Source organism: Streptomyces sp. NBC_00370, assembly GCF_036084755.1.
In the GTDB taxonomy this organism is placed as follows: domain Bacteria; phylum Actinomycetota; class Actinomycetes; order Streptomycetales; family Streptomycetaceae; genus Streptomyces.
This window is the reverse complement of sequence record NZ_CP107968.1, coordinates 6,972,597-6,988,414: the sequence shown is the minus strand read 5'-3', so window position 1 is coordinate 6,988,414 and position 15,818 is coordinate 6,972,597. Positions and strand designations below refer to the sequence as shown.

The 15,818-nt window shown below is 68.0% G+C and carries 3 protein-coding genes and 1 pseudogene; 3 read left to right on the top strand and 1 reads right to left on the bottom strand.

The window, feature by feature from the left end; genetic code table 11:
- Positions 1–928: 928 nt before the first annotated feature.
- Positions 929–1,582 (bottom strand): annotated as a pseudogene (locus tag OHS57_RS37815) (sigma-70 family RNA polymerase sigma factor); the annotation flags it as partial.
- Positions 1,583–2,512: 930 nt separating this feature from the next.
- On the opposite strand from OHS57_RS37815, the gene OHS57_RS31105 reads away from it, so the two are divergent.
- Genes OHS57_RS31105 through OHS57_RS31095 form a run of 3 tightly spaced genes read left to right on the top strand, consistent with a single transcriptional unit; the run spans position 2,513 to position 15,792 of the window.
- Positions 2,513–8,803 (top strand): protein kinase domain-containing protein, encoded by a 6,291-nt coding sequence (locus tag OHS57_RS31105; protein ID WP_328584051.1) that lies wholly within the window; start codon positions 2,513–2,515, stop codon positions 8,801–8,803.
- A 27-nt stretch (positions 8,804–8,830) separates the two neighbouring features.
- Positions 8,831–11,779, top strand: coding sequence for a DEAD/DEAH box helicase (locus OHS57_RS31100; RefSeq protein WP_328584050.1), 2,949 nt, complete (start codon positions 8,831–8,833; stop codon positions 11,777–11,779).
- Positions 11,779–15,792, top strand: a complete 4,014-nt coding sequence (locus OHS57_RS31095; protein WP_328584049.1) for an Eco57I restriction-modification methylase domain-containing protein — start codon at positions 11,779–11,781, stop codon at positions 15,790–15,792. Before OHS57_RS31100 ends, OHS57_RS31095 begins: the two co-directional genes overlap by 1 nt.
- The last annotated feature ends 26 nt before the right edge of the window (positions 15,793–15,818 follow it).

The following is a 15,818-nucleotide window of genomic DNA, read 5'->3' as shown; positions in this document are numbered from 1 at the left end:
CGTCGGGCAACCCCGCATAGTTGGGCGCCTCTTCAGGCTGCACGAGCTGATCAACCGACGGGTTACCGGACAGGCCGTGCGCGTCTTCCTTAGCGTCGGGCGGACCCGCGGCATCTTCGCGCAACGGCACCTCCGCGACGAATTCCAGCAGCGCGTCACGTACCGCGAGCCGGGACTCGCTGAGCACCAGCGGCTTCTTGGACAGGTACATCCGAGGCGTCAGCCCGACCAATGCCTCGGCCGGCCGCTCGAAGAAGTCCTCAGGCATCAGACCAGCCGCTTTGACGGTGTCGAAGACGCGCCGCAGCACCTCCAGGGCGGTGACCACCGGACGGTCGAGGATCCCCTGCTCCCGCGCGGCGCGCATCACAGCGTCGGCGGCGGACCGTCCGAGTAGCACCGTGAGCTGAAGATGTCCGACGGCCAGCAGCGCGTATTCGGCGAGCCAGGCCACCCCGCCGGCGAATGCCGTCGGCATTCGCAGAGCTTCCTGCCAGTCCGCAGAGTGCTGAGCGGGTTCGGCTACGGCGGGCGGCATCGCCGCCGGTGGGCTCTGCTCAGGAGTCACCGAGGCAACGGACACTCCCGAAGTGGCGACCGCACTCGAGGGCGACCTCTCCGGGAGGTCGCCGATTCCGCGGTCTGCCTGGGGCTCATGGATTTCCTCGGCCACCGCTGCCGGCTCTGCTGCCCGTGGCGTCAGCTGCTGCTCCGGTACCGGTACGGGCACGGGCACGGGCACGGGCAGCAGATTCTTCCGGGGCTCTCGCTCCACGTCCTGCTGCGGCTGGGGCTCTTGCGCCACCGCAGCAATTGCAGCGTTGCCGACGGAACGCCGTGCCGCTGGCCCTGTCTTCTCCTCGTCGAGTTCCCGGCCGTGCCCGTCGTCGTGCCGGTGGACGATCCCGGCTTCCTGGAGCCGGTCCTTCAAAGCAACGCGGGCTTTGACTTCCACCTGGCGGATGCGCTCCCGCGTCACCCCGAACTCCTGCCCCAGCTCATCCAGTGTGGAGGGGTCGTCCCCGTCCAGTCCCAGGCGTCTGACGAGGATGCGGGCGTCTCGCCCGGAGAAGGAGTCGACGACCGCCATTACCTGCTCCAGCTGGATCGCGTGCAGCACGCCCTGCTCCACCGAGGGCAAGGCGTGCGTCCGTCCGACAAGGTCGCCAAGTGTCGAGCCGTCGCCGATGACGCGGTCGAGCGAGTCGGTGCGCCGGCTCAGCCTGCGGACTTCTTCGATCTTCCCCACGCTCATGTCGCAGTAGACCGCCACGTCCGCAGCCCGCGTAGACCGCCCCTGCCCCGCCAGGGTGCGTTCCGCCCCGGCCACCTTGCGGACCTGCTCGTGCATATGGACCGGAATTCGGATGAGGGCACCCTCGTCCGCGATGGCACGGCTGATCGACTGCCGGATCCACCAGGTCGCGTATGTCGAGAACTTGAAGCCTTTGGCCGGGTTGAACTTCCGCGCCGCCGTCATCAGCCCCAGCACGCCGTTCTGGAACAGATCCTCGTAGTCCAGCCCTTGTTCCAAATACCGAGGCACCAACTTGTGCACGAGGCGCTGGTTGTGCAGGACCATGCAGTCCCGCGCCCGGACCCGGATGTCCCCGGGCGGCAGACATTTGAGCGCTTCCCTATCGGGTTCCTGGGCAATACGGTCCGCACCGCCCCGCACGAGCACGGCAAGTCCGACTTCGGCATCGGCCTTGAGGAGGTAATTCTCTGCCCGGCGGCGAAACCGGTCGTCATCCATAATGGCCAGAGCGGCTGCCACGGCCGCGGCGAGGTCCCCGGCTTCCAACTCCGTCTCCTGGGTGGGCGCAGGGGGCGGCTCGACCGTCTCCTCCTCGCGGTCGGACGGTGCAGGGACGGCGTCCCGCACCGTCACGCCCGACCGCAGCTCGGCGGTCTCCCGAGCGCTGAGCCCGGCCAGTCGGGCGACGCCGTCAACAGCCCGAGAGGTCACATGTCCCTCGGAGTCCGCGTAACGCCGCAGAAGTGCTCGCACCACCCCGCCCCGAGGGGGCACACTTTCTTCACTATCCTGTACAACCTTATTCACAGCCGCACAGTCCGCATCTGTGTGCACCTCCGACGCTTGGACGGACAACCCCAGCCGGGCAAGCTCCACCCTCAGCCGCTCCCGCTCGACATCACCGAGCCCGAGCGCACGAGCTTGCGCCACAAAGACGCACTCGGGCACGACGCCACGCACTGCGGCACGCCGAACCTGAGCTAAGAGCTCACCCAGGGCGGCCTTCATCCCTGGCGCACTCTGCCCGTTGACGGACTGATACCCCACACCGTCCACCCCCACCCGATTACAGATCAGAGCGTAGCTTCGGCGCGTTTACATTGTCAACAGACTAAACAGCTATCGCTTACCACGCCCCTCGTGTACGGTGACGAGCGCCACGCTCACCGCTCTGCCACGATGGGCGGTGCGGCAGCAGGCACCGGGGGCGCGTCCCGTTATGGGACCGTGCGAAGAGGGCAGAGGAGCGCGGCAGTGAGCCACGAGCTGGTCGATGGCAGATTCCGCATCGGGCACGTCATCGGCAAGGGCAACATGGGGGAGGTTCACCGGGCGGAGGATCTCCAGGCCGCCGAGGGCACCCCCGAGCGCCGGGTCGCCGTCAAGACCATCCTGCGCCGCCGCACAGGGACGCAGATCGATTCTGATGCCGATCCGAAGGCCGTGGAACGCTTCGCCCGCGAAGTACGCATCATGCGCCGCCTCGACCACCCCAACGTCACACGGCTCATCGACGGCGGGGTCGCCGAGGGCAGTGGCAGCCTGCCCTACCTCGCGATGGAATTCCTTGACGGTGAGACGCTGCGCGACCTCATCGAGGAGGAGAGGCAGCTCCCTGTCTCCTGGGTCGCCGCCATCGGCGCCCAGGTCGCCAACGGCCTCGCCGCCGCGCACGCCGCCGGGATCGTCCACCGCGACCTGAAGCCGGCCAACGTCATGCTGACCCAGGGCGGTACGGTCAAGATCCTCGACTTTGGCATGGGTCGCATCGTCGACGATCCCGATGAGGCCCGGCTGACCAGCTCCGGCGTCAGCGTGGGCACCGCTCGCTACATGGCCCCCGAACAGTTCCAGGCCAAGCAGGTCACGCAAGCCGCCGACCTGTACGCGCTGGGCTGTGTTCTGTACGAGATGCTCGTCGGCGTACCCCCGTTCACGAGCGAGTCTCCCTACGAACTCGCCCGCAAGCACGTCGCTGAGACCCCGACGCCGCTTGCCGTGATCCGCAGCAACGTCCCCGCCGAACTCACCCGCCTGGTCGACCGGCTGCTCGCAAAAGATCCTGCGGCCCGTCCGGTGGATGCCGTGGCCGCCCGTGATGCGCTGCTCCCGCTGGTCGGACAGTCTGACGCGGCTCCTCAGCTGCCGCACTGGAGCGCCCTGGACCCGACACGTCCCCTCCACGGTCCCGGCACGCGGACCCCCGCGCGTCCGGCAGCCGCCCCGGAGCCCGTGCCGGTGACCGCTTCAGGTGCCGGAATGGATGTCTTCGGTCTCCACCGCACGCTCATCAAGGAGTACCGCTCCTTCACCGAGGGCGGCACGATCATCCGCGACGACCGCGTCGCCGCCTTCGTCGAGGAAGACCTGAACGGCAAGTCCCAGTGGCCGGACCCGTGGCTGTCGCTCAACCCGTTCTTCCAGGGCGGCGGCACCGTCGTGGAACTCGCCGGGCAGAAAGTTCTCCACGAGGAGTGCGCCCGGATCTTCCAGTCCGGGAAGACCGAGGGCGGCACGGTCTGCGATGGCCGCCCGCTGACCCTCCATCAGCATCAGCGCGCGGCCATCGACGCGGCAGCGTCCCGCGCGTCCTACGTACTGACGACCGGCACCGGTTCCGGCAAGTCGCTCGCGTACATCGTGCCGATCGTGAACAAAGTGCTTCAGGAGCGGGACGCCGAAGGGCCCAAGGCCCGGAAGCGGGTGCGGGCCATCATTGTTTATCCGATGAACGCGCTCGCCAACAGTCAGCTCAAGGAGCTGGAGAAGTTTCTGCGGGACGGGTACGGCGAGGACCGTGAGCCGGTCACCTTCGCCCGGTACACGGGCCAGGAGGACGACGAGCGGCGCAAGGAGATCCGCGACAATCCGCCGGACATCCTGCTCACCAACTACGTAATGCTGGAACTGATGCTCACCCGCCCCGCCGACCGGGCCAGCCTCATCAAGATGGCCCGGGGCCTGGAGTTCCTGGTCTTCGACGAGCTGCACACCTACCGCGGCCGGCAGGGCGCCGACGTGGCCCTGCTGATCCGCCGGGTCCGCGAGGCCTGCCAGGCGCAGGACGTCCAGTGCATCGGCACCTCGGCCACCATGTCCACGGAAGGCACGGCCGAGGATCAGAAGAGGGTCGTCGCCGGGGTGGCGAGCACCCTGTTCGGAACCCCAGTGCTTCCAGAGCATGTCATCGGCGAGACCCTCGTCCGCGCGACCGACGAAACGCCCGACGCCGTCCCCGTCGAGCGCCTCACGTCACCCGCCGCCCCGCGCTCTTATGTCGATCTGGTGCGGGATCCGCTAGCGCGCTGGATCGAGACCCGCTTCGGCCTGGCCACGGACGAGGCCACCGGGCGGCTGGTGCGCCAGCAGCCCACGAAGATCGAGGTCGCCGCGAAGGAGCTGGCCGAGGCGTCCGGGGTCGGCGAGGACGACTGCGTCAACGCGATCCGCGCCACCCTGGAGGCCGGATCGCAGGCGCGGCATCCGGTGACGGACCGGCCACTGTTCGCGTTTCGGCTGCACCAGTTCCTCTCCAAGGGCGACACGGTGTACGTCACCCTGGAGGACAAGCTCTCCCGCCACCTCACCCGCTCCTACCAGCTGGAACAGCCGGACAGCGGCGGCAAGCTGCTGATGCCGCTGGCCTTCTGCCGCGAGTGCGGTCAGGAGTATCTGACGGTATGGCGCAACGAGAAGGACGGCGAGGTCCGGTACGAAGCACGCCGTGACACCTCTGCGACCGGCGGGCGGCAGGGCGACGGCTACCTGTACGTCGACCACGAGCGCGGGTGGCCGTCGAACGTCCAGTACGCGGTGGACGACCGCCGACTGCCCGAGTCCTGGCTGGAGCTGGACGACAAGGGCCAGGAGGTCGTGAAGAAGTCCTACCGCGACCGGGTGCCGCGCGCCGTCACCGTCGACCCGCTCGGCTACGAGAGCCGCGGCGAGTTCCAGGCCGCGTTCGTCCCCTCCCCCTTCCTGTTCTGCCTGCACTGCGGGGTGGCGTACGAGCAGACGCGCGGCCGGGACTTCGCCAAGCTCGCGACGCTCGACCAGGAGGGCCGATCATCCGCGACCTCGCTGATCTCCGCGTCGGTGGTGCGGTCGCTGAAGTCGGTGCCGGCCGAGGCCCTGGACAAGGAAGCGCGCAAGCTCCTCACGTTCGTTGACAACCGGCAGGACGCGTCCCTCCAGGCGGGCCACTTCAACGACTTCGTCCAGATCACGCAGTTGCGCGGCGCGCTGTACCGGGCTGCTGTGGACGCGGGCGAGGACGGCGTCCACCACGAGGAGCTGGCCTCCGCGGTGACGAACGCGCTCGCCATCGATCCGGCCGACTACACGGGTGAGGGCGATCTTCCGCCAGCGCTCGCCCGCAATGCCGCTAAGACCCTCCGCGACGTGATCGCGTTCCGGCTCTACCTCGATCTGGAGCGCGGTTGGCGCATCACCATGCCGAACCTGGAGCAGACAGGCCTGCTGGAAATCGACTACGAGGATCTGGCCTGGGTCGCGGCCAAGCAGGACCGATGGGCGCACACCCATGAGTCCCTGCGTGACGCGGATCCGGGGCTGCGCGCCGAGGTCATGAAGGCGCTGCTCAACGAGATGCGCCGCTCTCTGGCGATCGACGTGTCGTACTTCCGCGACGACTTCGACTCGCTGCAACGGGCGAGCGAGGAGCGGCTGGTGGACCCGTGGGTGCTGTCCACCTCCGACAAGCCCAGCGTCGGCACTGCCTATCCGCACCCATCCGGCCGGGGGATGGACCGGTCGGGGCTGTTCCTGTCGGCGCGCGGCAAGTTCGGCAAGTATCTCCGGCGCGCTCACGGGGCGTTCAAGGAGCTTGATCCCGCAGATCTGCAGGTGGTCATCGAGGAGCTGTTGAAGGTCCTGGCCAAGGCCGGTCTGGTGAAGGAGGTAGCGGACGCCCCGCAGCGCGCGGGCCGCTACCGCAGGCCGTCCGCCCCAGGCCCGACCGGCTACCGGGTGGCCGCCCAGTCGCTCATCTGGCGGGCCGGCAAGGGCGAGACGGGCACGCACGACCCACTGACTCGCACCTACCAGAGCGGCGACGGTCCGCGCGTGAACACCTTCTTCCGCGATCTGTACCGGGACGCTGCGGGCTCCCTTTCGGGGCTCTTCGCGCGCGAGCACACCGCTCAGGTCGCGCCACAGGAGCGGGAGAAGCGCGAGGAGGCATTCCGGAAGGCCGAGCTGAAGCTGCTGTACTGCTCCCCGACGATGGAGCTGGGCGTCGACATCTCCTCGCTGAACGCGGTGATGATGCGCAATGTGCCGCCCACACCGGCGAACTACGCGCAGCGCTCCGGCCGTGCGGGACGCAGTGGCCAGCCCGCTCTGGTGACCACGTACTGCGCGACGGGCAACAGCCACGACCAGTACTACTTCCGCCGCTCGGAGCGGATGGTGGCGGGCGCCGTCGCCCCGCCGCGCCTGGACCTCGCCAACGAAGACCTGGTCCTCTCCCACCTGCAGGGCATCTGGGTCGCGGAGGCCGGCCTGAAGCTGGGCCGCGCCATCCCCGAGGTGCTCGACGTGTCGTACCCGGACCCGGGCGACCGTCCGGCCCCCGCCCTGGAGCTGCTGCCCGAAATCCTGGCTGCCTCCCTCGACGAGGACGCCCGGCGGCGCAGCGTGGAGGCCGCGCTGCGGGTCCTCGGCCCGCTCCTGCCCGACTTCGCCGAGACCACGTGGTGGCACGACGACTGGATGCAGGACCGCGTACGGACGGTCCCCAAACGCTTCGACGACGCCTTCGACCGCTGGCGTCAGCTGTTCCGTGCCGCCCTCGACGACCAGTACATCCAGAACAAGCGCCGCCTGGACTACAGCCTCACCGAGGGTGACCGCATTCGGGCCAACTCCCGCCGCCGCGAGGCCGAGACACAGCTGAACCTGTTGATGAACGAGAGCGCCGACAGCAAGTCCGTCCTCTCCGACTTCAACCCGTATCGCTATCTGGCGTCCGAGGGCTTCCTGCCCGGCTACAGCTTCCCGCGCCTCCCGCTCGCCGCCTACATCCCGACGGTCGCCCGTCGCCGCGGGGACGGAGACTACCTCCAGCGGCCCCGCTTCCTCGCAATCCGAGAATTCGGCCCGGGTGCGCTGATCTACCACGAGGGCGCCCGCTACCAGGTGACCCGCATCCAGATCCCGCCGGACTCCTCGGGCGACCTCGCGACCAGTGAGGCCCGCCGCTGCGCGCAGTGCGGCTACCACCACGACCCGGAGCAGCGCGAGGACCGCTGCGCCATGTGCAACGAGCCGCTGGGCTCGGCAACGTACGGCCTGCTGCACCTGCACACCGTGTACACCACGCGCCGTGAGCGGATCTCCTCCGACGAGGAGGAACGGCGCCGCGCCGGCTACAAGCTGGAGACGTCCTACCGCTTCCAGGACCACGGCGCCCGCAAGGGCCGCCTGAACGCCTCCGTCACCGACACCTCGGGCGCCGCGCTCGCAGAAGTGGCGTACGGCGACTCGGCGACGGTCCGGATCACCAACACCGGCCGGGTACGCGCCAAGAACGACGAGCCGCCGGGCTACTGGCTGGACCTGGCCGACGGCCGCTGGATGAACGACAAGGACGCCTCCGACGCGTCCGGCGACTCCAGCGAGCTGCCGGTGATCGACGCGGACGGCAACGAGCGGCGCCGCAAGAAGCGCGTCATCCCGTATGTGGAGGACCGCCGCAACATCCTCGTCGTCACACTCGACGAGCCGCTGCCCGAGCCGGTCGCGCTGTCCCTGATGTACGCCCTTGAGCGGGGCATCGAGGCCACCTTCGAGCTGGAGGACGCCGAGCTGTCCAGCGAGCTGCTGCCGCCGGACGACGGACACCGGAACCGCATCCTGTTCACCGAGGCCGCCGAAGGCGGGGCCGGTGTGCTGCGCCGCCTCCAGGCGGAGAAGGGCGCCCTGGCCAAGGCCGCCCGGCAGGCCCTGTCCATTTGCCACTTCGACACCGACGGCACCGACCAAAAGGGCCCGCATCCGGACCGGCCGTGCGCGCTCGGCTGCTACGAGTGCCTGCTGACGTACGGCAACCAGCTGAACCATGCGCTCATCAACCGGCACTCGGTGAGCCACCTGCTGGTGCGGCTCGCATCGGCGACGGCGGCCCGGGAGTCCCGGGGGGAGTCACGTTCGGAGCAGTACCGGCGGCTGCTCGTCCAGTCCCACGCCGAGCCGACCACTGTCGAGGCCTCGGCCGCCGACCTGGCTGCCCAGGGCGACTTCCTGGGCTGGGCCAAGGCCCGTGGCCTGCGGCTGCCGGACGAGCCCGGCACGTTCCTCACGGAGGCGAACGCGACTCCCGACTACGTGTACCGGCTGCCTGGGGTGAACCTGGCCGTCTTCGTGGACCTCGCGGACACCGATCAGGACACCTTCCGCGACGAGGACGCCGAGGACCGCCTGTTCAACGCCCGCTGGGACGTCGTCCGCTTCCCGCACGGCGCCGACTGGGACGCCATCGCCGCTGCAAACTCCGGATACTTCGGCTCCTCCGCCGCCAACTGAACTTCACCAGAGGATTTGACGACAGCCATGGCACACACATACTCCGCAGGTTCCCTGGTGAAGGCCCGCGACCGCGAATGGGTGGTGCTCCCCGAGAGCAAGCCCGATCTACTCGTCCTGCGTCCGTTGGGCGGCTCGGACGACGACATCGCCGCAGTGTTCCCGGCGTTCGAGACGGTGGACGAGGCGAAATTCGCGCCACCGGAGCCGGGCGACCTCGGCGACCAGCGGGCGGCGGGTCTGCTGCGTACCGCGCTGCGCGTTGGCTTCCGCTCGGGCGCGGGCCCGTTTCGCTCCCTCGCCGGGATCGCGGTGGAGCCCCGCGCGTACCAGCTCGTGCCCCTCCTCATGACGCTGCGCCAGAAGACGGTCCGGATGCTGATTTCCGACGACGTCGGCATTGGCAAGACGATCGAGGCGGGCCTGGTCGCCAGCGAACTCCTCGCGCAGGGCGAGGCGACCGGCCTGGCCGTGCTCTGTTCCCCCGCGCTCGCCGAGCAGTGGCAGCAGGAGCTGCGCACGAAGTTCGGGATCGACGCGGAGCTGGTCCTCTCCTCGACGGTCTCGCGCCTCGAAAGGGGCCTGGACCTGGGCCAGTCCCTCTTCGACAAGTACCCGCACGTCATCGTCTCGACGGACTTCATCAAGTCCCCGCGCCACCGCGACGACTTCGTACGTCATTGCCCCGACCTCGTGATCGTCGACGAGGCTCACACCTGCGTGGTCGCCGACGATACCTCGACGGCTTCGCAGAACCAGCTCCGCTACGAGCTGCTGCGCCGCGTCTCGGCGGACGAGAACCGGCATCTGCTGCTCGTGACGGCGACCCCGCACAGCGGTAAGGAGTCCGCGTTCCGCAACCTCCTCGGCCTGGTGAAGCCCGAGCTGGCCGACGTGAGCCTGGATTCGGAGGCGGGCAGGAAGCTCCTCGCCCAGCACTTCGTGGCGCGCAAGCGGGCGGACGTACGCCAGTACCTCACCAAGGAGGACGGTCTCACCGACGACTCCCTCGCGGAGCGGACGGCGTTCCCCTCGGACCGCTACTTCAAGGACGAGACGTACAAGCTGTCACCGGAGTACCGGGCCCTGCTCGACGACGCGATCGCGTACGCGAGTGAGCGCGTCGAGCAAGCGGGCAGCCAAGGTAAGCGCGAGGCGCGCATCGCCTGGTGGTCGGCGATCGCCCTGCTCCGCTCCCTGGTGTCGTCGCCGCGCGCCGCCGCGCAGACGCTGCGGACCCGCTCGGCGGCGGCGATCGCCGCGTCGGCCGAGGAAGCCGACAAGCTCGGCGCCCCCCTCAACAGCGACGCGGCCGACAGCGACGCGATGGAGGGCATGGACGTCGCCCCGGGCGCGGAGACGACCGAGGACCCACGTTCCTACCTCGGGGAGCTCGCCGACATCGCCGAACAATTGGAAGGCCCGGCCAAGGACCTGAAGCTCAAGGCGTTGATCAAGCACCTCAAGGCGCTCCTCGCGGACGGCCACAACCCGATCGTGTTCTGCCGCTACATTCCGACGGCCGAGTACCTCGCCGCCCAGCTGGAGAACGACAAGGAATCCGGCAAGCGCGGCCCGCTAGGCGCGAAGACCGTCGTCAAGGCGGTCACCGGCACGCTCTCCCCGCAGCAGCGCATGGAGCGCATCGAGAAGCTCGCCGAGGAGGCCGGCACGGACGCCGCCGCCCGCCGCGTCCTGATCGCGACGGACTGTCTGTCGGAGGGCGTGAACCTCCAGCATCACTTCGACGCCGTCGTCCACTACGACCTGGCCTGGAACCCGACCCGCCACGACCAGCGCGAGGGCCGCGTCGACCGCTACGGCCAACGCAGGGACCAGGTCCGCGTCATCACCCTGTACGGCGACGACAACGGCATCGACGGCAAAGTCCTGGAAGTCCTCATCAAGAAGCACCGCCAGATCAAGAAGGACCTCGGCATCTCCGTCTCCGTACCCGACGAACTGTCGACGGGCGTGACGGACGCGATCGTGGAGTGGCTACTGATGCGGGGACGCGGGGACCAGGACGCGCTGTTCAGTGCCGACGCGTTCAAGGTGAGTACGGCCAAGCTGGACAGCGACTGGAACTCGGCCGCCGAGCGCGAGAAGGAGTCGCGCTCGCGGTTCGCGCAGCGCTCGGTGCGTCCGCAGGAGGTGGCGCGCGAGGTCGCCTCGATTCGTGAGGCACTGGGCGGCGCGGGTGAGATCGACACCTTCGTACGGGAGTCGCTGGGCGCGCTCGGTGCCGTCCTCCGGGGCGACGGCGGGGACTTCACGGCCCAGGTCGGCGGCACACCCATCGGCCTGCGTGACGCGCTCGCGCCGGTTGTGGGCGCGGAGGTGATCGAGAAGGACCGGGCGATCCCGTTCCGCGCGGATCCGGCGGTGGCGCGGGGTGAGGCGGCCCTGGTACGGACGGACCCGGTAGTGGGCGCCCTCGCCTCCCACATCCTGAACGCTGCCCTGGACACCCAGGCGGACGGCGCCCGCCCGGCGCGCCGCTGCGGTGTGGTCACCACGGATGCGGTCGGCACCATGACCACCTTGCTCCTGGTCCGCTACCGATTCCACCTCACGCTTCCTTCGCGCAGCGGCGAGAAGCAGCTCGTCGCGGAGGACGCCCGGCTGATCGCCTTCGAGGGCTCGGCCAGGAGGGCGGAGTGGTTGCCGCCGGAGCGGGCGCGGGACCTGCTCGACGCGACGGCGGCCGAGAGCACGGACCGGCACTACGCCGAACGCACGACGACGCGTCTGCTCTCCCAGCTCCCGGATGTGCACGGCCATCTGGAGACGTACGGTGAGGAGCTGGCCGCCGAACTGGACGCCTCGCACCGCCGGGTGCGCCAGGCCTCCGGCGAGATCGTCCGAGGCCTGTCCGTCACGGTGCAGAAGCCCGCCGACATCCTCGGCGCATACGTATACCTGCCCCTCGTCTCTGCCGCCGCCCCGGCCGCTGCTCCTGGAGTGTCCGCCTGATGTCCGCCACCACCCGCAACCAGGTGTTCACCGCCGTCCACACGGTCGGAGGGCTGCTGCCCGCCGACATGCTGGTGCGGATCTCTGAGGGTAAGGACATCCCCGGCTCGAAACCGGCCGACTACGGCTTGCCTTCGTCCCGTTCGGTACGCGACGAAGCCGAGCGCAGCTGGGAGTACCTGAAACCGTTGTGGCGCGACCTGCGCAAGCACCTGCCCGAGAACCGCGAGACGGGCTTCCCGTCGGCCGACCCGACCGGCCGAGCCGGCAATGACTGGCTGGCCCCGCTCTGGCGGGAGCTCGGCTTCGGCCCGTTGACGCATGTCGGCCCTGCGGGCATCATCGCCGACTCCGACGCGGAGAGAAAGTTCCCGGTCTCCCACCGCTGGCGCCACGCCCTCATCCACCAGACGGCCTGGAACGCCGACCTCGACAAGCGCCTCGGTGGCGCCGGTTCGGTCCCACCGCAGTCCATGCTCCAAGAGTGCCTGAACCGCACGGAGGCTCACCTGTGGGGCGTCCTCACCAACGGCCGTCAGGTGCGGCTGCTCCGCGATTCCAGCGCACTGGCCACGGCCTCGTACGTCGAGTTCGACCTCGAAGCGATCTTCGACGGCGAACTGTTCAGCGAGTTCGTACTGCTGTACCGGGTACTGCATGTGTCGCGGTTCGAGGTGGCGGAGGACGTGCCGCCGTCCGCGTGCCGACTGGAGAAGTGGCGCACGGAGGCCATCCAAAGTGGGATGCGTGCCCTCAAGCAGACCCGATCTGGAGTCCAGGAGGCCATCGCCGTATTGGCGACGGGATTCCTGAGGCACCCCGGGAACAGCCGCCTACGCGAACGTCTCGACGCCGACGCGTTTCAGCACGCCCTGCTTCGCCTCGTCTACCGAATGCTCTTCGTCTTCGTGGCCGAGGACCGCAGTGTTCTGCACGCGCCAACAGCGCCAGCACAGGCACTTGAGCGCTACCAGCGATACTTTTCCACATCACGGCTCCGCCAAGTGTCGCGTCGCCGTCGCGGCAGCGCCCACACCGACCTGTATCAGGCGCTCAGGATCGTAGTGGACAGCCTCGGACGGGACGAGGGGTGCCCCGAACTGGGCCTCCCCGGTCTCGGCGGAATCTTCGAAGATACGGAGTCCGACCGGCTGCTGCACGGCCTCGCACTCTCGAACGAGTCACTGCTCACCGCCGTCCGGCACCTGTCCCAGGTCAAGGACCCGACCTCCAACCGGTACCGCACCATCGACTACCGGCATCTGGGGGCCGAAGAACTCGGTTCCGTCTACGAGTTTCTTCTCGAACTCCGTCTGACCCCCTCCGATGACAGACGTTCCGCGCGGATGATGGAGGTCGGCGGCAACACGCGTAAGACGACCGGATCGTTCTACACTCACTCCGCGATCATCGACTGCATTCTGGATTCGGCCCTCGATCCGCTCTTGGACGATGCCGTCAAGCGAGGCGTGGATCGCGCGGTCGACTCCGCGAGCCCGGACAGCACGGCTCTCATCGTGGACGAGCTCCTGAGCGTGACGGTGTGCGACCCAGCCTGCGGCTCTGGGCACTTCCTAGTCTCTGCGGCGCGGCGCATCGCCAAGCGCGTAGCCGCCGTGCGTGAGGGTAACCCCGAGCCGACACCCCAATCGGTTCGAGCGGCGATGTGGGAGGTAGTCACCCACTGCATCTACGGCGTCGACCTCAACCCGATGGCCGTAGAGCTGGCCAAGGTGTCGCTCTGGCTGGAGGCACTGGAGCCGGGCAAACCCCTGGGCTTCCTCGACGCCCACATCAAACAGGGCAACGCTCTCGTCGGGGCCACCCCGACGATGCTGGCGCAGGGAATTCCCAACGACGCCTTCACGCACCTCGAAGGCGACGCCGAGTTTGTGGTCACCGACCTGCGAAATCTCAATCGCAACGAGCACGAGGGACGGGTCGGCCTCTTTGTCTCGGACGTGGAGCGCGAGATCCCGATGGCCAACGCCGCCTTCGCGGACGAGCTGCACCGGATCACCACCCGCCGGGCCGACACACTCACAGACGTACGTCAGCAATCTGCGGAGTTCCGGAATTGGCAGAGCAGCCCGGCGTACCTCCACGCCGTACATGTCGCAGACGCCTGGTGCTCTGCCTTCCACTGGCTGAAGACCGAGGGTTCCCCCCGTGCCGTCACCCAGGATGTGTTCCGGGCCCTGGCCAAGCAGGATGGCGAGGGCGCGTCAGCGGAGACCAACGGTGAGATCGTGCGGCTCTCCCGCATTTACAGCTTCTTCCACTGGCACCTCGAGTTCCCGGAGATCTTCCAGGTGCGTGAGACCGTCAACCGCCATGACACCTCCGTGCCAGGCTGGAAGGGCGGATTCTCCTGCGTGCTTGGCAACCCGCCGTGGGACACGCTTAGCCCAGACGAGAAGGAGTTCTTCTCCACCTACGACCCGGCAATCCGCGCGATGAAGAAGGACGAGCGCCAAGCCGCCGTAGCCGAACTCCTTGAGAGTCCGGTGGTACAAGAAAGGTGGGCGCAGCACCGGCGGGACCTATACGCACTGGTGCACTTCCTCAAGCGCAGCGGACGATACAGCCTCTTCTCGAAGGGCAACCTTGGTAAGGGCGACTTCAACGTATACCGGATGTTCGTGGAATCGGCTCTGACACTGGCGCGCCCCGAGGGAGCGGCCGCGCAGGTCACTCCATCAGGCATCTACAACGGCGCCAATGCCCAGGCGATCCGCGCTGAGCTGTTCGAACACTGGAACTTGGACTTCATGCTGGGGTTCATCAACACAGGCGAGCAGTGGTTCGACGGCGCAGACGCGACAATGCGATTCGGAGCTTACTCAGCTCGACATTCAGGTCGTACCACCGACTTCTCTGTCGGTTTCCAGATCAAGAACCCGGCAGATTTGGTCGCCGTGCTGGCGAAGTCATACCAACTGTCCGTGGACATCGTGCGCAGCCAGTCTCCGGAAGCACTGGCGATCAGTGAAACCATCGGTGGCATCGACTCCAAGATCACTGACCACCTCTACCTGCAGTGGCCAGCATTCGGGATCGCCTCGGAAGACTTTCCTCGCCGGGTCTACCAGACGGAGATCCACATGGGAAATGACCGCGACCGCTATACCGATGACGAGCCTGGCCTTCCCCTCTACGAAGGCCGAATGGTAGGTCAGTACGACAACACAGCCAAGGCTTACGTCTCGGGCCGCGGGCGGTCCGCTGTGTGGGACGAGCTTGAGTTCGGCACACCCGAAAAGGCCATCGCGCCGCAGTGGGTGCTGCCCCGGCGGAACATCCCGAACAAAGTCAAGAACAGGATCAACCGCTATCGCATTGGGTTCTGCGATGTCACCTCACCACGCAATGAACGGTCACTGGTGGCCGCGCTCATCCCGCCCGGGGTGCTGTGCGGACACAAAGTGCCGACGATCCTGTACCCAGAAGACGCCGAATGGTCATACCTGTTGTGGCTTGCTGCCGCAAATTCGCTCAGTATGGACTTTCTCGCACGGAAGAAGGTCACGCTCACCATGGCCCTCAACGTGCTCGACAGTCTTCCCTTCCCTCGCCTGCACCCCGGCGAACCCGTCCTCGATCGCCTCGCACCCCTCGTGCTGCGCCTCACCTGCACAAGCGTCGAGATGACACCGTTCTGGAACTCCATGGGGCAGTACGGCTGGGCCTCCCCCGTCCAGGAGGACCAGGTTCCAGCCGAAGCGCTGCTCGACGATCAGGCTCGCGCCAAGGCTCGGGCCGAGATCGATGCCATTGTCGCTCGACACCTCTTCCAGCTTGATCGCAAGCATATGGAGCACATCCTGACCACGTTCCCCACCCTGGAGCGCAATGAGATCCGCAAGTACGGCGCCTATCGCACCAGGGAGCTAATCCTCACCGAGTACGACCGCATGGCTACCGCCGGCCTGGACCTGGAGAAGCCCTTCCTAGAGGGCGAGACCTACAACTCGCCCCTCACCCCCCGGCCACGCCCCCGCCACCCCGCCTGACAGCTCTCGACGATCTGACCCACGAG